The sequence below is a fragment of the Maritimimonas sp. 2205BS37-2 genome (genome assembly GCF_056591755.1).
Genome location: NZ_JBWQOI010000001.1, coordinates 559,369 through 578,215 on the forward strand (window position 1 = coordinate 559,369; position 18,847 = coordinate 578,215).

Consider the following 18,847-nt stretch of genomic DNA (forward strand, 5'->3'; position numbering starts at 1 on the left):
TGTCTTATTTAATAATTTTTCGTATCGGTATAGGTAATTCGATACCTTCTTCTTTAAAGCGCTTATGAACAGCCTGCAGCAAGTCTGATTTCACACGAAATTCATCCCAGGGCTCACTTACCCAAACAAAAGCTCGTAGATAAATACCAACTTCGTTCATATCTTTTACGCGTACTTTAATTTGATGTTCATTTTCCATTACCTGTTCGGGTGTGCGATTATCAATAATATAATCGAGCTTTAAAGCCTCTTCACGAATAATCTCTATGGCCTTATCAATATCTGAATTGAGTCCGATAATAAAATTATTAAAACTCAATACATATTCATCATCTATAGAGTTGTTAAAAATGGACTCGGTACTTATAACGGAGTTAGGTATGATTAATCGCTTGTTATCAAAAGTATTAATTACCGTATGACGTAATGTGATATCATTAACAATACCAACTCGAGAATCATCTAATTTGATAAAATCGCCAACACGAAAGGGTTTAAAAATTACAATAAAGACACCAGCAATAAGATTAGAAACCGCTGCTTGTGCAGCAAAACCAATAATAGCAGCTAAAATACCGGCACCAGAGAAAATGAGCGTGGCTCTACTCTTAAATTGCGGAACCGAATAAATGATAAACGAAAAAGTAATAAGTACAACTATGAAAGTAATAGAATTCTTAATGAACTTTAAACGTGTAATGCTATATTGCTCGCTTAACTTAATTCTATTGATGTAAGCTACTAATAGAAACCGTAATAATCTGGATATAAGCCAACCTATAAATAATACTATAAAACAATAAATGAGTACATTTAAGAAAGAGTTTAACGGAAGTTCATAACCAAATAAGTTCATCTTAGAATAGTGCTATTTGTCCTTCATCATCATCTTCTTCAGGCTTCTTTTTCGTCTTTTTTTCTTCGGAAGAAGTGCTTTCTTTCGAATCAACTTGTTCTTCATCAACTACTTCTATCTCTTCTTCTTGTGGAGATTCATAAGGTAAAGATTCTAATAAATTTACCTGTTTTATTTTTTCTGTAGTCAATTGATTACCAATGGCTTTAATTCCTTTTATTGAAATAAATTCTTCAAAATTTAATTGTATCGATTCTAAACTGCGTTTTGAAAAGATTACTTCGGCTATAGGTCTAAAATCGGTAGCTACAATTTCTAACTGCGATTTAGCGTGATCTGTAATAAATTTCTCTTCTTTATTAGGATTATCTATCATAAAACGCTTTACAAAATAGCGTTGTTTATCACCATCAAAATGAACTGCTGAAATGGGTTTATTCGGAATCCATTTTTCTAAGACAATCATATCATCATCAAAATGAGTGGTTAATTCAGGTCGAATGGTTTTAACAATTCCAGATTGTGTGATGATTAGCAATCGGTCTTCGGCTGTAAATTCACCTAATAACTCACCTCGATCGTCTACATTTAATCTTTGTACGGTGTCATCAAACCATATTTTTCGCGGTTTTAGCGTTGAAATACCTTTTTCTTTAAGTTCGATACGTTTTACAGAGTATTTTGTAACGGTGTTTCCTCTACTGCCTCTTCCTTTTATGGCGAGATCGGCAAAATCGATATCCCATTTTAATTTTTTTATGCTTCCTACGGCTCTAAGATGTATTGTAACTACTTCTGCCTCACCATTTGGATTTGCTGAAAAATACAAGACCTTAGAGAGCTTATTGCCTGCAGTTAGGTCATACTCTTTATCTCGAGTGATAGAAGTAACTGAAAAGCGCTTCATATAGGTTGGGCCCGATCTTCCATCACGATAGATCATATTGTACACGGTGCGTTTGTCGCTCTTCTTAAATACGGCTACGTGTATAATTCCTTTACCAACAAAGGTTTTAGAGTCTAATTTGGTAATTATCATTTTACCGTCATTTCTAAATACGATAATATTGTCTATATCAGAACAATCAGCCACAAATTCGTCTCTGCGCAATGAGGTACCTACAAAACCTTCTTCACGATTTACATAAAGCTTTGCATTTTTCATGGCAACCTTACTCGCTACAATGTCTTCAAAAATTCTAATCTCCGTTTTACGTTCTTTTCCTTTACCATACTTAGATTTTAGGTTTTTAAAGTAATCAATAGCATAATCGATTAGGTTTGCTAGGTTATCTTTAACCTCGGCGATCTTTTCTTCAAGCGCCTCTATGTGCTGTTTTGCTTTATCGATATCGAATTTCGAAATTTTCTTAATTCTTATCTCGGTTAAGCGAATAATATCTTCTTCAGTAACTGCTCTTTTAAGGTGCTTGGTGTGTGGTTTTAATCCTTTAGCAATAGCAGATAGCACGCCTTCCCAGGTTTCTTCTTCTTCAATATCTCTATAGATTCTATTTTCTATGAAAATACGCTCTAGCGATGCGAAGTGCCATTGTTCTTCTAGCTCTTTTAGCTGTATTTCTAGCTCTTGCTTTAATAAATCTACCGTATGATCTGTTGATCGCTTTAAAACTTCACTAACACCTATAAAAATTGGTTTATTATCTTCAATGACACAGCATAACGGTGAAATAGATTGCTCACAATTAGTAAATGCGTATAAGGCGTCGATGGTTTTGTCTGGTGAAACTCCAGACGGAAGATGTACGAGAATCTCTACTTCTGCTGCTGTATTATCTTCAATACGCTTAATTTTTATCTTTCCTTTATCATTCGCTTTAAGCACAGAGTCTATTAAAGAAGAGGTTGTAGTACCATACGGTACTTCATTGATAACTAATGTTTTCTTATCTAATTGAGAAATTTTAGAACGCACTCTAACTTTGCCTCCTCTTTTACCATCATTATAATTAGTGAAGTCAGCAATTCCTCCGGTAAGGAAGTCGGGGACAATCTTAAAACTACGCCCTTTTAGGTACTTAATGGAAGCATCGATGAGTTCGTTGAAATTATGAGGTAGAATTTTGGTGGAGAGCCCTACTGCAATACCTTCGGCACCTTGCGCCAATAATAGAGGGAACTTTACCGGAAGGTCAACAGGTTCCTTTTTTCTACCATCATAAGATGCTTGCCATTCTGTAGTTTTTGGGTTAAAAACAACTTCTAATGCGAATTTTGATAAACGTGCTTCAATATAACGAGAAGCGGCAGCACGATCACCAGTTAAAATATTCCCCCAGTTACCTTGCATGTCTATGAGCAATTCTTTTTGGCCTAATTGCACCATAGCATCAGCAATACTTGCATCACCATGAGGATGGTATTGCATGGTATGACCTACCAGGTTTGCCACTTTATTATAGCGACCATCATCTAAGTCTTTCATTGACTGCATAATACGACGCTGTACAGGCTTAAAACCATCATCGATAGCGGGTACAGCACGCTCTAAGATCACATAAGAAGCATAATCCAGAAACCAGTCTTTATACATGCCAGTAACCCGGGTAATTGTTTCTTCTTGAGATGGGGTTTCTTCGTGATTTATTTCTTCGTTAGATTCTAAATGCTCTTCTTGATTGTTATCGTCTTGCATAGATTTTGGGTTGTCCTCTCTTTATTTCTTAGTTTGTGTTTTTCAAAATTATTGAGCTTCTTCTACTAAATCAAGCTCTACTTTAAGGTTGTCTATAATAAATTTCTGCCTGTCGGGTGTGTTTTTACCCATATAAAAGGTTAATAACTGTTCAATAGACATTTCACGATCAAGCATTACCGGATCTAAGCGCATGTCTTCGCCTATGAAGTATGCAAATTCGTTAGGAGATATCTCTCCAAGACCTTTAAATCGGGTTATTTCTGGTTTACCTCTTAGCTTTTTAATAGCTTTTTGCTTTTCTTCTTCAGAATAGCAGTAATGTGTGTCTTTTTTGTCTCTTACTCTAAAAAGTGGCGTTTCTAGGATGTATAAATGCCCTTCTTTAATTAATTCTGGGAAGAACTGTAAGAAAAAAGTAATTAATAATAACCGAATGTGCATACCATCTACGTCGGCATCAGTGGCAATTACTATATTGTTATAGCGTAAGTTTTCGATGCCATCTTCAATGTTTAATGCAGCCTGCAAAAGGTTAAATTCTTCATTTTCGTAAACTATCTTTTTAGACATACCAAAAGAATTCAAAGGCTTTCCGCGTAAGCTAAATACGGCTTGCGTATTCACATTACGTGATTTAGTGATCGAACCACTTGCAGAATCCCCTTCGGTAATGAACAAAGTACTATCAAGACGATTGTCTTTTTTCATATCATTAAGATGAACACGGCAGTCGCGTAGCTTTTTGTTGTGTAAACTTGCTTTTTTAGCACGTTCTCTTGCTAACTTACGAATGCCTGAAAGGTCTTTACGTTCGCGCTCAGCTTGTAAGATTTTACGCTGAAGTGCTTCTGCGGCTTCAGGATTTTTGTGTAAGTAATTATCTAAATACTTTTTAATAAAATCATTCACAAAAGTACGAACCGTTGGTAAGCCACCACCCATTTCTGTTGAGCCTAATTTTGTTTTCGTTTGACTTTCAAAAACCGGCTCCATTACTTTAATTGAAACTGCAGAAACAATTGATTTTCTGATATCTGCGGCTTCATAATTTTTTCCAAAGAAATCACGAACAGTCTTTACAACTCCTTCTCTAAAAGCATTTTGATGTGTTCCGCCTTGGGTAGTATGTTGGCCATTTACAAAAGAATGATATTCTTCACTATATTGTGTTTTACTATGTGTAATAGCTAATTCAATATCATCCCCTTTAAGATGAATAATAGGATACAGCATATCGCTTTCACTAATATTCTCTTCGAGTAAGTCTTTTAAACCATTTTCAGAGATGTATTTTTCTCCATTAAAGATAATAGTGAGTCCTGGATTCAAGTACACATAGTTCTTCACCATTTTTATGATGTACTCGTTTCTGAATTTGTAATTATGGAATATGGTCTCATCTGGAACAAAACTAACTTTCGTTCCTTTACGAAGAGAAGAGGGCTGAGGGCCTTCATTTGTGGTTAATTCACCTTTTTCAAACTCAGCTATATTTGTTTTTTCTTCACGAACAGACTGCACTCTAAAGTACGTAGATAAGGCGTTTACGGCTTTAGTACCAACTCCATTTAATCCAACAGATTTTTTAAAAGCCCTTGAATCATATTTACCGCCCGTATTCATTTTAGAGACTACATCTACTACTTTACCTAATGGAATTCCTCGTCCGTAATCCCTAATAGATACGGTTTTATCTTTTACAGAAATTTCAATGGTTTTACCGGCGCCCATTACAAATTCGTCAATGGCGTTGTCTATTACCTCTTTGATTAAAATGTAAATACCATCGTCAGGTGATGAACCATCACCCAGCTTACCGATATACATACCAGGACGCATTCTGATATGTTCTTTCCAATCAAGCGATCGTATATTTTCTTCAGTATAAGTAGTTTGTTTAGCCATTTATCATCGTAAATTATGCGGATTTGCTAAAATACTATTTCATATAACAATTTGAAATGGATTACCGATAATTTATCAACAGCAAAATTAAGAATCTTAAATACGATTAATTTATTTAAATTTATCCCAACTAAAACCGAATTCATATCAAAAAGCATATACCAAATATTATTACCTTGTTAAACTTACTAGCTGGGGTAATAGCAGTTCTTTTTGCAGCGACAGATCATTTAATTGAAGCAGCATTCTTTGTTTTATTAGGCATATTTTTTGATTTTTTCGATGGCTTTGCGGCCAGGCTTTTAAAGGTTCAGAGTGACTTAGGAGTACAGCTTGACTCATTAGCAGATATGATCACATCTGGCGTAGTTCCGGGTATTGTTATGCTTCAGTTAATTAGAAGGGCCATAGGTCATTGGTCTGGATTTGGAATTTTTGAAAGTTCCTATACTCCAAGTCATGAAACGGTAAATTGGATTGGGCTTAATTTTAGACCCCTTGATTTACTTCCTTTTTTAGGATTACTCTTAACACTAGCCGCTGCGTATAGACTCGCAAAGTTTAATATAGACACAAGACAAACTACATCATTTATTGGTTTACCTACACCGGCAATGGCGCTCTTTGTAATTTCACTACCGCTAATTATTGCCTATGGAGAACAAGAAATGGCCATTGAATTAATAAGCAACACATATTTTTTGATTATTTCAACAATAGCGTTGGCAATTTTAATGAATATTGGGCTGCCTCTTTTTTCTTTAAAGTTCAAAGATTTCTCTTTTAATAAAAATCTAATACAAAGTATATTTTTGGTGTTATCGTTAATTCTTCTAACGATTCTCAAGTTTGTAGCTATTCCTGTTATCATAGTGCTTTATGTGCTATTTTCATTATTCAATCAGAAGAAATAATAAGATTTAAAAGGCTGAACTTCAGCTTTATGCAAGACTTTGGCATTAATTTTTAGTGCAATAACCGGCAAGTAGGTAATAAATTGGTTCGTTTTTACGTTAAGAGTTAGTAATCGCTAAACATTTATTATGCCAAAGCAAGCCTCATTTACGAGAGTAAAGATTCTACTTGTTGCATTATTTTTACTCAACTCAAGTTTAATTTATTCACAAACTACAGTTCCATTTGAAAAAAGATATGAGAGTACCGGTATTAATGGTGAATTAACCATTATTGGTAACTCCATTTTAGGGCACCCTACAGAAAGTCCATATAACGGCACCACTCAAAATAATTTTATTGATATGGTGCACGTTGATATTGATAACGATGCTAGTACGTTTAATTCGAGTAGCGCTACGTTTACAACAAATGCTTGTAACCGAGTAGTGTATGCTGGATTATACTGGGGAGCCGTTGCAGCTCCGGCGGCACCGGCACCAAATACGGTAAAATTTAGAATTCCTGGGGGAGCCTATCAAGATATAGTTGCTGATATTACGAATGCAGCAGCAAGAGAAGACTTAGATAGAATTTATTATAAAGATGTAACGAGCCTGATGAATACTTCAGGAAACCCTTCTGGGGAATATTTCGTTGCAAATATTAGTACCACCACCGGAACCAGTTCTTCGGCAGGTTGGTCTTTAGTGATCGTTTATGAAGATCCGAATGAACCACGAAAGTACATCTCTACTTTTGATGGTTTTTCTGCTGTTAATCAAGCACCAAATGAGGTTGTTTCTTTCAGTTATTCTGGTTTTGTAACACCACCATCTGGACCCGTTGAGGGTAAAGTTGGTGTTGCCGCCTTAGAAGGAGATTATGGATGGCAAGGAGACAGAATGCAATTTAGAGCAGATAACAATGCCACTTTTACCGATCTATATGATGCAGCCAACCCGGTAGATAATTTCTTTAATAGTAGAATTACCGATAACGGCTCTATAGTATACGATAGAAATCTAAGTAGTGAAAACACCTTAGGATGGGATCAGAAACTATTAGACTTAACTACTTTAAATGCTGGTAATGCATTAATAGGAAATAATGAAACAGGAGCAACTGTACGCGTTAGAAATGATGTTGGAGGTGACTGGATTTATACTTTTTTAAATACTTTTTCAGTAAATATAATAGAACCTGTACTTCAGGTTTTAACTAGTGTTGAAGATGATTTGGGTAATCAGATTACATTAAATTCACCGGTTCCTCTTGGAGCTACTGTTTGGTATAATTTAAACTTTCAGAACATAGGTACAGATAATGCACAAAACGCCTATATTTTAAATACTTTACCAATAAATGTAACCTTAGACGATACAACATTTGAGTTTTTAGATGAAAATGGAGCCCCATTAGCACCAGGATTAATAACACAGAACTATAATTCTACAACAAGAGTTATTCGTTTTGATATAGATAATTCATTATTAGTAAGAGAATCTGATCCTAATAATGCTTCATATAATATTCGCTATCAGGTAACGGCATCAAACAATTGCTTTGATTATACAGATGCGTGTACCAACGTTTTAGAAAATAGTTTGGAGTCTTATTATGATGGTGAAACGTCTGGAACAAATATTTCTGGTCAACCTGGTCTTAATGGAATTAATGGGTGTGGTTTAGGAAATGCAGGTTCTATGGATTTATTTGTAGATACAAGTTCTTGTCAATTTGATACTGTTTTAGAATTCTGTAATAATAACTTAACCATTACAGGTGATGATGGTTATAATATATATGAATGGAGAGATGAAGATGGTAATCTTCTAGCTGCTAATTCAAAAACTATAACGGTAACCGGCCCTGGAGTATATACATGTACTCAAACTAAGGTAGGCTGTACAGTTACTACAAGAACTGTTACTGTTCTTGGCTTAGATGTAGACTTTACTCCGTTTGATAATCTGTGTAAAGATAGCGCAGATGGAGGTGTAACTATCAATGTTACCGATGACGCCGCCACATATAATTATGAATTATCACAAGGGGGTAATACATTAGAAACTACGGGCTTAATTACAGCTAAGACACATACATTTAATGGTCTAGATATTGGCACTTACAATGTACGTGTAACCAATACTGATGGGTGTTTTGATACATTTAGTTTTGAAGTACAAGAACCAACCTTATTAACAGCAAGCAATGTAGTATTAGATAATATTATGCCATGTAATGGTAACTTATTGAGTGGTAGAATAGAAGTTTCTGGCAATGGTGGAACCCAATTTACTGGAGGAACCAACGAATATGAATATAGCATGGACGGCAGCGCTTTTCAAACATCTAATATTTTTGAAACTACGCAAGAAGGAAATCATACCATAACAGTAAGAGACGCTAACGGTTGTACAACTACAACTATAGCAACGATAGATTTTGATGAAGAAATTGAATACACTGTTGATACACAAGATGTGTTGTGTTACCAAGGTACGGATGGTAGTGTTACCGTTAATGTTACTCAAAATAATGCAGGTAATACCATAACATATAGTATTGACGGCGGTGTTAATTATCAATCAAGTCCAACGTTTGCGGGCTTAGCTAAAGGAGATTATCAAATTACCATCCGCAAGGTAAAAGGTGTAAATACTTGTTTAATCACCGAATCGATTACGCTTGACGAGCAAATTGACCTACAATTTGAAGCTACGGGAGGATTCTCTTGTGAAGGAGCTGTAAACACAATTACCGCAACGGTAGCTTCTGAATTTGCAAATGATGTTACTTATAGATTAAATGGCGGTTCAGCTAATAGCACCGGAATTTTTGAAAATGTGGCACAAGGATCACATACAATTACAGTACAGCAAAACTCTACTGGTTGTTCTGCTGCACCTATAGACATAGTAATTGATGATTATATACCGGTAACATTTACGGTTGAACAAAATACAGCCTCTGCTGCTTTACGTGATTATATTGTATTAGCGAATAACGGTTCACCGGATTATGAGTATGCCATGCTTAAGAATCCATCAGAAAACGTTTCTCCTGAAGTAACAGAAGAAGATTTCGTATCGAGCAATGTATTTATAGTGCCAAGTGCAGGATTCTTCACCTTTTATGTAAGGGATACACGAGGGTGTATTGTTGAAGAGGTTGTAGAATTTAAAGATATAGAAATACCAAACTTCTTTACACCAAATAATGATAGTACCAATGATCAATGGTATCCAAGAAACATTGAACTATATCCAAATATCAGTGTTCAGGTTTTTGATAGATACCAACGTTTACTTGCTACGTATCAAGGAAATGATGAATCAAAAGGTTGGGATGGTTTCTATAAAGGAAAAGAATTGCCCTCTGGTGACTACTGGTATATTGTCCGTTTAAATGAGCCAACAGATGATAGAGAATTTAAAGGAAATGTGACGCTATACCGTTAATCAACTAAAGCCCTACAAACCGATGAAAAAAATAATTATAATAGCAATTTTAGCACTAACATGTGTTGCTCAGGCTCAAGAGTTTAAGCTGTCGCCTTATACGCAATACTTGGTTGAAAACCCTTTTGTTATTTCTCCTACTTATGCCGGCTATGACGATGAAATGAGTAGATTACGCCTAGGAGGTGTAGCACAATGGTTAGGTATAGACAATGCGCCTAATACACAAACATTATCATTCGATACACGCTTAAATAATGAGCGCTCGGGTATCGGTATTTTATTATACAATGATAAAAATGGTAACACGAAGCAGATAGGTGGACAATTATCATATGCACATCATTTAACCTTAAATGATGCAAATGAGCAATATTTATCATTAGGAATTTCTTATAAATTCAATCACTTTAAAATTGATACCGGAGATTTCACAACGGGGAATCCTGATGATCCTGTTGATGATCCTTCAGTTGGTGCATCGCCTTCAACTAGTAACCATAATTTTGAAGTAGGTTTTTTATATCGATTAGAAGAATTTTTCTTCAGCTTTAATGCATCGAATATATTGAATAAAAGTGTATCAATTTTTGATAATACCGAACCACTTAAACTTAGAAACTATTACATATACACTGGATACAAGTTTATAAGTAATAGTCAAGAATATGAATACGAACCTTCTATATATTTCAAGCTTTTTGAAGGAGATGGTCGTTCGGTTACTGATATTAATTTTAAGGCACGAAAGATTACTGATAGCGGTTATATATGGGCAGGAATTAATAGCAGATTCTTTAATGACCAAAGTTTTGAGGCTTCATCAATTGCGCCTTTATTAGGGTTAAAAAAAGATCAATTCTATGTAGGCTATGCATTTCAATGGAATATAGGAGATGCGTCTGATTTTAATAGTTCTGGTACGCACTTGATCACACTTGGATTTGATTTTGAACGAAATAGAGGAGGAACAAGTTGGAGTAATAGATAATAGCAATAAAAATAAAGAGATGAAATATTTAAAAACCATTTTACTGGCCACAATTTTATTAGCAGGAGCAACTTCTATTTCTGCACAGGCAACCCAAGAAAAAACGCTTAAAATAGCTATGAATAAAGTTCCTGAAAAGGTAAAAAACACACTAAAGAACTATACCGGCTATACATTAGAAGAAGAAGTTTCTTACACAAAAAAGAGAGGAAGTAAAACAGTATACGCTTTTAAAGTACAACGAAAAAATTCTGCATATACCTTATTGATAGATAAAAAAGGAAAAGTAGTAGGTATTAGAGAAGGAGAACGAGAAAACTAAATACAAAGAAACCAACCTAACAATGAAAAATTTTAACTTAGAAACACTAATTGATCTAATTGCGATTATCTTTTTTATGGCAAATAATGATTACGGAAGAGAAAATCAAGCTGAAGAAACTGCTTAACTAAATTAATACTTTATTATTGATCAATCTTCTGTAGGCGTTTTAATTGCCTTTTAGCATTTCTATTACCAGAATCCATACTTAGTACTTTCTGATAATTTACAATAGCATTTGCGGTATCACCACTTCTATACAGCGCTTCGGCGTAACTATCGTATACATTGGTGCTATTAGGGTATAGTGCGATGTTCATCTTAAATGCTTCTAAGGCATTATCGTATTCATTATCTCTAAGGTAACGGTATCCTTTTCTGTTAACTCTTCGCTCATCTACTATTGGATTTAAGGAATCCTTTCCTTGAATTTTTAAAAAACCTTCTAAAGCTTTGTCATAATTACCTTCTTCAAAATGCTGACTAGGTGTCTTATAATCTTTTGGTACTTTAACATGCTTGTACTCAATTGGCGCTTTTTTTTCTTTCGGTACAAAAACTAAATATTCTTTATTGTCTTTTGGGTTTGTTAAAAACTGGATTTTGGCATTCATATCTTTTACATAAAAAGTAGCATCTCCAACCTTCATTGGCTGTATGTTTTTTGCACCTCTCCAATCAATTAATAACTCATCATTTTTTGAATGAATAAGGATAGTCTCATCATCAGTGTATAGATAAGTGCCTGAAAATTTTTCTAAAAACTCTGGAGAATTAGATTTTGATTTGCAACCGAAAAAAAGTAAAAAAGATAAAGTAAGAATGGTAAAAGCACTGCCTTTCATGGTAATTTGATTTCTTGATTATACCAAGTAAGACGCATTAAAAATAATTTTGTAACAAATTTTTAATTATAAAAACGATTCTTTTTTAGTTCGAAACTTTCACCTAGATATACCTTACGTACCATTTCATCATCTGCTAGCTCTTGTGGCGTACCTTCTTTTAAAATGCCCCCTTCGAACATTAAATAGGTTTTATCGGTAATAGCTAAGGTTTCCTGTACATTATGGTCTGTAATTAAAATACCAATGTTTCTATCTTTTAAATGTGCTACAATACTTTGAATGTCTTCTACTGCAATTGGGTCAACACCCGCAAAAGGTTCGTCTAGCAAAATAAACTTTGGGTCAGATGCCAGCGCTCGGGCTATTTCTGTTCTTCTACGCTCACCCCCAGAAAGCAGATCACCTCTGTTTTTTCGTACATGCCCTAAGCTGAATTCATCAATAAGCGATTCTAGTTTTTCCTTTTGCTCCTTTTTAGAGAGTTTAGTGAATTGCAAAACTGCCATAATATTATCTTCAACAGACAATTTTCTAAATACGGAAGCTTCTTGTGCCAGATACCCAACACCTTTTTGTGCACGTTTGTACATAGAATCTTCGGTAATATCTTCATTGTCAAGAAAGATGCGTCCTTCATTAGGTTGTACCATTCCAACAATCATATAGAAAGACGTTGTTTTACCGGCTCCATTGGGCCCTAATAAACCAATAATTTCACCTTGTTCAACTTGTAAAGAAATACCTTTTACCACTTTACGGCTTCCATATATTTTCTGAATATTATCAGCTCTTAAAATCACTATTAACAGTTTTTGTATTTATCATTCAGTCCTACACCACTAATAATCATAGGAGTGATTTTTTCTATTCTTTTTTGTTTGGTTTCTATTCTTTTAGCCTCAGAAATGTATTCGGCATATTCGCGCTGCTTTCCAGGAGTAAATTTATTAAAAGCATCTTTTAATTGGGCGTTAGTATCAAGAGCAACATTAAGTTCTTCGGGTATTACTAAAGGTTTTGGTTTTCTATCAAATTTAACAACAAGGCCTTTTTTTTGATTTTCAATGGCTTCCTGCACATAGGTTAAAACCAATTTTTCATCAATATCATCAATGGTTTGAAAACGTAATTGTCGCATGGCTTGTGTTTTACCTTCTTGCGCATTGTGTAATACTTTCTTAGTATCTTTTAATAAGGCACCGTTAAAAAACCAGATTCCGAAATGATTCTTAAAAGCACTAAAACCAACTACATTTTTATTGTTAATCGTATACGTAGGCATACTCCATTTAACAGTCTCTTTTAATTCTGTTGTGCTTAATAGCGCGCGTATCTTTTCTAGTGCGGCTCGATACTTTGTTTGCTTCTCTATGTATTGGTCTATAGCTTGCATAATCAACAAATTTAAGTAAAGATTAGCTAGTTGCGGCTTTTTTTTCTTTGCGAATGATAATTTTAGAGATTGTAATACTTACTTCATAAAGAATAATCATTGGTATTGCCACAATAACTTGGCTTATTACATCTGGTGGCGTAATAAGTGCAGCTAAAATTAAAACCAATACCAAAGCATATTTTCTATACTTTCTTAAAAACTCTGGTGTTACCAGCCCTAGTTTAGTTAAGAAATAAATGATAATAGGCATTTCAAAGATCAATCCTGATGATAGTACTGAAGCGCGTAATAGCCCGATATAAGAACTAAGATCAATATTGTTTTTTACTTCTTCTGCAACACGATAGGCACCTAAGAAATTAATAGACAAAGGAGTGATAACATAATAGCCGAATAAAATCCCTAAAAAGAATAAAATAGACGAAATGATGATAAAACTCTTCGCATTTTTACGCTCTTTAGGATATAGGCCTGGTTTAATAAATTTCCAGATTTCCCATAAAATATATGGAAAAGCTATAATGAATCCTGCAGTAATTGAAGTCCAAATATGGGCAGAGAATTGTCCTGCCATAGTGCGGCTTTGCACAATAAATGGAATATCGTCAATACATAATCCTTCCGCACCAAAGCTTTTGGAAACGCTGCATAAAAACCTGTAGGTAAAAAAAGATGCATCTTTTGGTAATAAGATAATCTTATTGAAAATGAAATCTTTAAGTGCAAATGCAACACCACCTGCTAAAAAAACGGCAATGGCTGATCGTATAAGTGTCCATCTTAAAATTTCAAGATGACCCAAAAATGACATTTCTCCTTGTTCGTTCTGTGCCATCTTTAAATGATTCCTTCTTTTAATAAATCATGTAAATGAACCACCCCAACATATTGCTCATCGTCGGCAACCAGTAGCTGTGTAATATTGTAATTTTCCATAACCTCAAGTGCTTGCACTGCCATGGCATCTGAATTAATAGTTTTTGGGTTTTTACTCATAATATCTTTAGCTGTGAGCCCTTCGATATTTTGATTGTTCTTTAGCATTCTTCTAATATCGCCATCAGTTATAACACCAAGTATTTGCCCATTGTCAGTCACTGCTGTGGTACCTAATCTTTTTTCTGAGATTTCAATAATAACATCGCTAATACTGGCATTTGTTGAAACCTTTGGTTTCGAAGCAGAGTCTACCAAGTCTTTAACTCTTAAATACAAGCGTTTTCCAAGAGAACCGCCTGGATGATATTTAGCAAAATCTTTGCTGGTAAATTCACGCATCTCTAGTAATGAGACCGCCAAAGCATCTCCAATAACTAATTGGGCAGTAGTGCTAGTGGTAGGAGCAAGATTATTTGGACATGCTTCTTGCTCTACATAGGCATTCAATATGAAGTCAGCTTGTTGACCCAAATATGAATCTTTATTACCAGTAATTGCAATAATTTTATTCTCAGAGTTTTTAATAAGAGGTATTAATACTTTAATCTCTGGCGTGTTACCACTTTTAGAGATGCATATTACAACATCATCTTTTTGTATAATACCAAGATCTCCGTGAATAGCATCAGCAGCATGCATAAAAATGGCAGGTGTTCCTGTAGAATTTAATGTGGCAACAATTTTATTGGCAATGTTGGCGCTTTTACCGATACCGGTTACAATAACGCGACCTTTAGCATTTAAAATAAAATTTACAGCATTTTCAAAGTCTGTGTCTAAAAAATTTATTAAATTCGCTATCGCTTTACTTTCAATAGAAATAGTTTGTTTCGCTATATCTAGTATGTTTTTTTTGAGGCTCAATGTTTTTAGTTTTTCAAAATAGATGTTGCTATAGAATTAAGTGCAAATGTATCTAAAATAATAGACAAATTTTTACTGAACGTGACAAAATTAGACCTACATGCAGCGCTAAAAAAATATTTTGGCTTTTCGCAGTTTAAAGGATTACAGGAGCAGGTTATTAACAGTATTTTAGATAAGGATAACACCTTTGTAATTATGCCCACCGGAGGCGGTAAGTCTTTGTGCTACCAATTACCCGCTTTAGTACAAGATGGTACTGCCATAGTTGTATCTCCCTTAATTGCCCTAATGAAAAACCAGGTGGATGCTTTACGCGGAATTTCTACTGAGCATGGCATTGCCCATGTATTAAACTCTTCGTTAAATAAAACTCAGGTAACTCAGGTAATGAGTGATATAAAGAATGGAATTACCAAATTGCTTTATGTTGCACCTGAATCTCTAACAAAAGAAGAATATATAGACTTTTTAAAAGATCAGAATATTTCTTTCGTTGCGATAGATGAAGCACATTGTATTTCAGAATGGGGTCATGACTTTAGGCCAGAATACAGAAATCTTAAAAACATTATTAAAAAAATTGATGATGTACCTATTATCGGTCTAACGGCTACAGCTACACCAAAGGTACAAGAAGACATTCTTAAAAACTTAGGCATGTCTGATGCAAGAACTTTTAAAGCATCCTTTAATAGGGCTAATCTATTTTATGAAATACGCCCAAAAACAAAAGATGTACAAAAAGACATTATCAAGTTTGTTAGAAAATATGCAGGTAAATCGGGCATTATTTATTGCTTAAGCCGTAAAATGGTTGAAGAAATTGCACAAATTCTACAAGTTAATGGTATTAAAGCGATACCATATCATGCTGGGCTAGATGCAAAAACAAGAGCAAAGCATCAAGATATGTTTTTAATGGAAGATGCAGATGTTGTTGTGGCAACCATTGCTTTTGGTATGGGTATCGATAAACCTGATGTGCGTTTTGTGATTCATCACGATATACCAAAGAGCTTAGAAAGCTATTATCAAGAGACTGGAAGAGCAGGCCGTGATGGAGGAGAAGGTTATTGCTTAGCTTTTTATTCTTATAAAGACATTGAAAAATTAGAGAAATTCCTTTCTGGTAAACCAGTTGCAGAACAAGAAATAGGACATGCTTTACTACAAGAAGTAGTCTCTTATGCTGAAACATCAATGTCGAGGCGAAAGTTCTTACTACATTATTTTGGTGAAGAATTTGACGAAGTAAATGGTGATGGAGCAGATATGGACGACAATGTGCGTAACCCTAAAAGCAAAAAAGAAGCTAAAGATGATGTTAAGACGATCTTGGAGGTAATTCGCGATACGAATCAAGAATATAAATCCAAGGAAATAGTAAATACGATTATAGGGAAAGAAAATGCGCTATTAAAATCACGAAAAACAGATCAGCGGCCATTTTTTGGAGTTGGAAAAGATAAGGATGGAAGCCATTGGATGGCTTTAATTCGTCAGATTCTGGTTGAAGGATATGTTTCAAAGGAAATTGAACAGTATGGCGTATTAAAAGTTACAGTGAAAGGACATGGGTTTATAAAGAACCCGATTTCTTTTATGATGACAGAAGACCATGTTTATGAAGATGAGAGCGATTCTACGATTATTACAAACACCAAAAGTTCTGGTGGTGCTGTAGATGATCAACTAATGGGAATGCTTAAAGACTTGAGAAAGAGTGTTGGAAAGAAAAAAGGCGTACCGCCATTTGCGGTTTTTCAAGATCCTTCTTTAGAAGATATGACCTTAAAATATCCTACTACGGTAGAAGAGCTTGCAAATGTACATGGAGTAGGTGATGGGAAAGCGAAAAAATATGGACAATCATTTGTTGATCTTATTGCTCGTTATGTAAAAGAAAATGACATTGTTAAGCCCGAAGATCTTGTTGTAAAAAGTGCAGGATTAAATTCAGGATTGAAACTATTCGTTATCCAAAACACTGATAAAAAAATTCCGCTAGAAGATATTGCAAAATCTAAAGGATTAACCATGACTGAGTTAATCAAAGAAATGGAGCGAATCGTTTACATGGGAACCAAATTAAATATTGATTATTCACTTGAAGAATTACTCGATGAAGATCAACAAGAAGAAATTCATGAGTATTTTATGGAAGCGGAAAATGATCGTATTCAAGAGGCATTAGATGAGTTTGATGGTGATTATGATGAAGAAGAACTTCGTTTAATGCGTATTAAGTTCATAAGCCAGGTAGCGAATTAAAATTACCTTACTTTTTAGCTAATCAATGTCCCATTGATGTGCTTAAATAAGCTACTCCAAAACCTACTAATACAGCGATAAATTTCTTGATATTAAATTGATGGTTCTGTGAACTTTCAAAAAGTATTGCCGTTGCTATATGTAAGAAAACACCAATAATTACAGCAGTAATTTCAGTACTGTATTCTTGAAAGAAGGAAAAATATTCGGGTATAAAAGCACCTAACGGACTCATTAATGCAAAAGCAATTAAAATTAAATAGATAGTTATCCTTGATAAGCGTGTTTGCAGCAAAAATGCAGCTAACACAAGTGTTACTGGTATTTTATGAATAATAATTCCCCAAAGCAAGGTATTACTTTCGGAATTATGCAATGGAATACCTTCTACAAAAGCATGAACACTTAAACTAATAAGTAATAACCATGGAATAACTTTCAATTCACCATGAATATGAACATGACCATGTTCAGCACCTTTTGAGAAAAACTCTAAGATTGTTTGCAGTAAAATACCACCTAAAATAAAGACACCGATATTGCGCTGGTGGGTTTCAAAAACATCCGGTATTAAATGTAAAACAGTAATTGACAGTAAGTAAGCGCCACTAAACGAAAGTAATAATTGAATAGTGTTAGTCTTAGGCTTTACAACCAAAACAACTAAAAAACCAAAAAAGACAGCTAAAACTAAAGCTAGGTAATTCATTCTAAAATTAATATTAAACGGGGTGAGTGCTGCGCATCAAATTCGCTTAAACCGTAGTCGCCAAAGATATGCTTTAATTTTAATTCAGCTTTAGCTATATAATGTTTAAAAGTCTTAAGATCTATATTTCGCACATATTCTGTAAAATGATATTCCTTGTTCTCGATCTTAAACTTAATATCTTTTACAATAAACTTATCATTAATGGATCTATTGATTTTAAAGCTTATATCACCTTTTGTCTGCGTTTCTTCAAAAATCAGATTTTTCTTTACAAAAGCTACATTTAAAAAATCAATCACCAGAATACCATCTTTTTTTAATCCATTTTTCAAGGTTTTAAGAACTTTGATATTCGTTTCATCATCATCAAAGTACCCAAAGCTGGTAAACAAATTAAAAATAGCATCGAATTTTGTTCTAAATTCATGACGTATATCATGTACTTCAAATTTCAAGTTGTCATTTTCGAATTGCTTCGCAAATTCTATACTATTTTTTGAGAGATCTGCTCCAATTACATCAAAGCCCAAAGAGTTTAGATAAACAGCATGGCGTCCCTTCCCGCAAGGTAAATCTAATACTTTACTATTCTTCTTTAACTTTAAGAAAGACGTAAGATTGCGCATAAATAACTGCGCTTCTTCATCATTTCTGTCTTGATAAAGAATATGATAATAGGCTGTATCGAACCATTCTTGAAACCAGTCTTTTTGCACTTGCTTA

15 protein-coding genes are annotated in these 18,847 nt (G+C 34.3%); 5 read left to right on the top strand and 10 right to left on the bottom strand.

Annotated features, from left to right (window positions below; all coding sequences use genetic code 11):
- Positions 1 to 4 precede the first annotated feature (4 nt).
- Genes AC1EUU_RS02565 through AC1EUU_RS02575 form a run of 3 tightly spaced genes read right to left on the bottom strand, consistent with a single transcriptional unit; the run spans position 5 to position 5,420 of the window.
- Entirely contained in the window at positions 5 to 856 is an 852-nt protein-coding gene (locus AC1EUU_RS02565; protein WP_480199814.1) for a mechanosensitive ion channel family protein, read from the bottom strand.
- A gap of 1 nt (position 857) precedes the next feature.
- Positions 858 to 3,512, bottom strand: a complete 2,655-nt coding sequence (locus AC1EUU_RS02570; protein WP_480199815.1) for a DNA gyrase/topoisomerase IV subunit A — start codon at positions 3,510 to 3,512, stop codon at positions 858 to 860.
- A 48-nt stretch (positions 3,513 to 3,560) separates the two neighbouring features.
- Complete coding sequence (locus tag AC1EUU_RS02575; RefSeq protein WP_480199816.1) at positions 3,561 to 5,420, bottom strand: DNA topoisomerase IV subunit B; 1,860 nt, start codon at positions 5,418 to 5,420, stop codon at positions 3,561 to 3,563.
- A 146-nt stretch (positions 5,421 to 5,566) separates the two neighbouring features.
- On the opposite strand from AC1EUU_RS02575, the gene AC1EUU_RS02580 reads away from it, so the two are divergent.
- From AC1EUU_RS02580 to AC1EUU_RS02595, 4 genes are all read left to right on the top strand, one after another.
- A complete protein-coding gene (locus AC1EUU_RS02580; RefSeq protein WP_480200753.1) occupies positions 5,567 to 6,334 on the top strand; it encodes a CDP-alcohol phosphatidyltransferase family protein in 768 nt (255 codons plus the stop codon).
- A gap of 129 nt (positions 6,335 to 6,463) precedes the next feature.
- Positions 6,464 to 9,778, top strand: coding sequence for a T9SS type B sorting domain-containing protein (locus tag AC1EUU_RS02585; RefSeq protein ID WP_480199817.1), 3,315 nt, complete (start codon positions 6,464 to 6,466; stop codon positions 9,776 to 9,778).
- Positions 9,779 to 9,800: 22 nt separating this feature from the next.
- Positions 9,801 to 10,769, top strand: a complete 969-nt coding sequence (locus AC1EUU_RS02590; RefSeq protein WP_480199818.1) for a PorP/SprF family type IX secretion system membrane protein — start codon at positions 9,801 to 9,803, stop codon at positions 10,767 to 10,769.
- 19 nt (positions 10,770 to 10,788) lie between these two features.
- The gene (locus AC1EUU_RS02595) at positions 10,789 to 11,091 is read left to right on the top strand and encodes a hypothetical protein (protein ID WP_480199819.1); all 303 of its coding nucleotides are present in this window, start codon (positions 10,789 to 10,791) and stop codon (positions 11,089 to 11,091) included.
- Positions 11,092 to 11,234: 143 nt separating this feature from the next.
- Here the strand turns inward: AC1EUU_RS02595 and AC1EUU_RS02600 are convergent, their stop codons facing one another.
- From AC1EUU_RS02600 to AC1EUU_RS02620, 5 genes are all read right to left on the bottom strand, one after another.
- Positions 11,235 to 11,936 (bottom strand): tetratricopeptide repeat protein, encoded by a 702-nt coding sequence (locus AC1EUU_RS02600; protein ID WP_480199820.1) that lies wholly within the window; start codon positions 11,934 to 11,936, stop codon positions 11,235 to 11,237.
- A gap of 62 nt (positions 11,937 to 11,998) precedes the next feature.
- Positions 11,999 to 12,739, bottom strand: a complete 741-nt coding sequence (lptB, locus tag AC1EUU_RS02605; RefSeq protein WP_480199821.1) for an LPS export ABC transporter ATP-binding protein — start codon at positions 12,737 to 12,739, stop codon at positions 11,999 to 12,001.
- Between the two features lie 2 nt (positions 12,740 to 12,741).
- Positions 12,742 to 13,332 (bottom strand): YdeI/OmpD-associated family protein, encoded by a 591-nt coding sequence (locus AC1EUU_RS02610; protein ID WP_480199822.1) that lies wholly within the window; start codon positions 13,330 to 13,332, stop codon positions 12,742 to 12,744.
- Between the two features lie 22 nt (positions 13,333 to 13,354).
- Complete coding sequence (gene tatC, locus AC1EUU_RS02615; RefSeq protein ID WP_480199823.1) at positions 13,355 to 14,170, bottom strand: twin-arginine translocase subunit TatC; 816 nt, start codon at positions 14,168 to 14,170, stop codon at positions 13,355 to 13,357.
- A 2-nt stretch (positions 14,171 to 14,172) separates the two neighbouring features.
- The gene (locus AC1EUU_RS02620; RefSeq protein WP_480199824.1) at positions 14,173 to 15,138 is read right to left on the bottom strand and encodes a KpsF/GutQ family sugar-phosphate isomerase; all 966 of its coding nucleotides are present in this window, start codon (positions 15,136 to 15,138) and stop codon (positions 14,173 to 14,175) included.
- 75 nt (positions 15,139 to 15,213) lie between these two features.
- On the opposite strand from AC1EUU_RS02620, the gene recQ reads away from it, so the two are divergent.
- Entirely contained in the window at positions 15,214 to 17,412 is a 2,199-nt protein-coding gene (recQ, locus tag AC1EUU_RS02625) for a DNA helicase RecQ (RefSeq protein WP_480200754.1), read from the top strand.
- Positions 17,413 to 17,434: 22 nt separating this feature from the next.
- Here the strand turns inward: recQ and AC1EUU_RS02630 are convergent, their stop codons facing one another.
- Together AC1EUU_RS02630 and AC1EUU_RS02635 are read right to left on the bottom strand one after the other, a co-directional pair.
- Positions 17,435 to 18,121 carry a ZIP family metal transporter gene (locus AC1EUU_RS02630; RefSeq protein ID WP_480199825.1) on the bottom strand — a complete coding sequence of 229 codons (687 nt, stop codon included), beginning with the start codon at positions 18,119 to 18,121 and terminating at the stop codon, positions 17,435 to 17,437.
- The gene (locus AC1EUU_RS02635; protein ID WP_480199826.1) at positions 18,118 to 18,840 is read right to left on the bottom strand and encodes an SAM-dependent methyltransferase; all 723 of its coding nucleotides are present in this window, start codon (positions 18,838 to 18,840) and stop codon (positions 18,118 to 18,120) included. Before AC1EUU_RS02635 ends, AC1EUU_RS02630 begins: the two co-directional genes overlap by 4 nt.
- Positions 18,841 to 18,847: the final 7 nt, after the last annotated feature.

Coding starts and splice junctions, on each gene's coding strand:
- AC1EUU_RS02575 (WP_480199816.1), bottom strand. CDS start 5,420: ATGGCTAAACAAACTACTTATACTGAAGAAAATATACGATCGCTTGAT.
- AC1EUU_RS02570 (WP_480199815.1), bottom strand. CDS start 3,512: ATGCAAGACGATAACAATCAAGAAGAGCATTTAGAATCTAACGAAGAA.
- AC1EUU_RS02585 (WP_480199817.1), top strand. CDS start 6,464: ATGCCAAAGCAAGCCTCATTTACGAGAGTAAAGATTCTACTTGTTGCA.
- AC1EUU_RS02630 (WP_480199825.1), bottom strand. CDS start 18,121: ATGAATTACCTAGCTTTAGTTTTAGCTGTCTTTTTTGGTTTTTTAGTT.
- AC1EUU_RS02590 (WP_480199818.1), top strand. CDS start 9,801: ATGAAAAAAATAATTATAATAGCAATTTTAGCACTAACATGTGTTGCT.
- tatC (WP_480199823.1), bottom strand. CDS start 14,170: ATGGCACAGAACGAACAAGGAGAAATGTCATTTTTGGGTCATCTTGAA.
- AC1EUU_RS02565 (WP_480199814.1), bottom strand. CDS start 856: ATGAACTTATTTGGTTATGAACTTCCGTTAAACTCTTTCTTAAATGTA.
- AC1EUU_RS02595 (WP_480199819.1), top strand. CDS start 10,789: ATGAAATATTTAAAAACCATTTTACTGGCCACAATTTTATTAGCAGGA.
- AC1EUU_RS02600 (WP_480199820.1), bottom strand. CDS start 11,936: ATGAAAGGCAGTGCTTTTACCATTCTTACTTTATCTTTTTTACTTTTT.
- AC1EUU_RS02610 (WP_480199822.1), bottom strand. CDS start 13,332: ATGCAAGCTATAGACCAATACATAGAGAAGCAAACAAAGTATCGAGCC.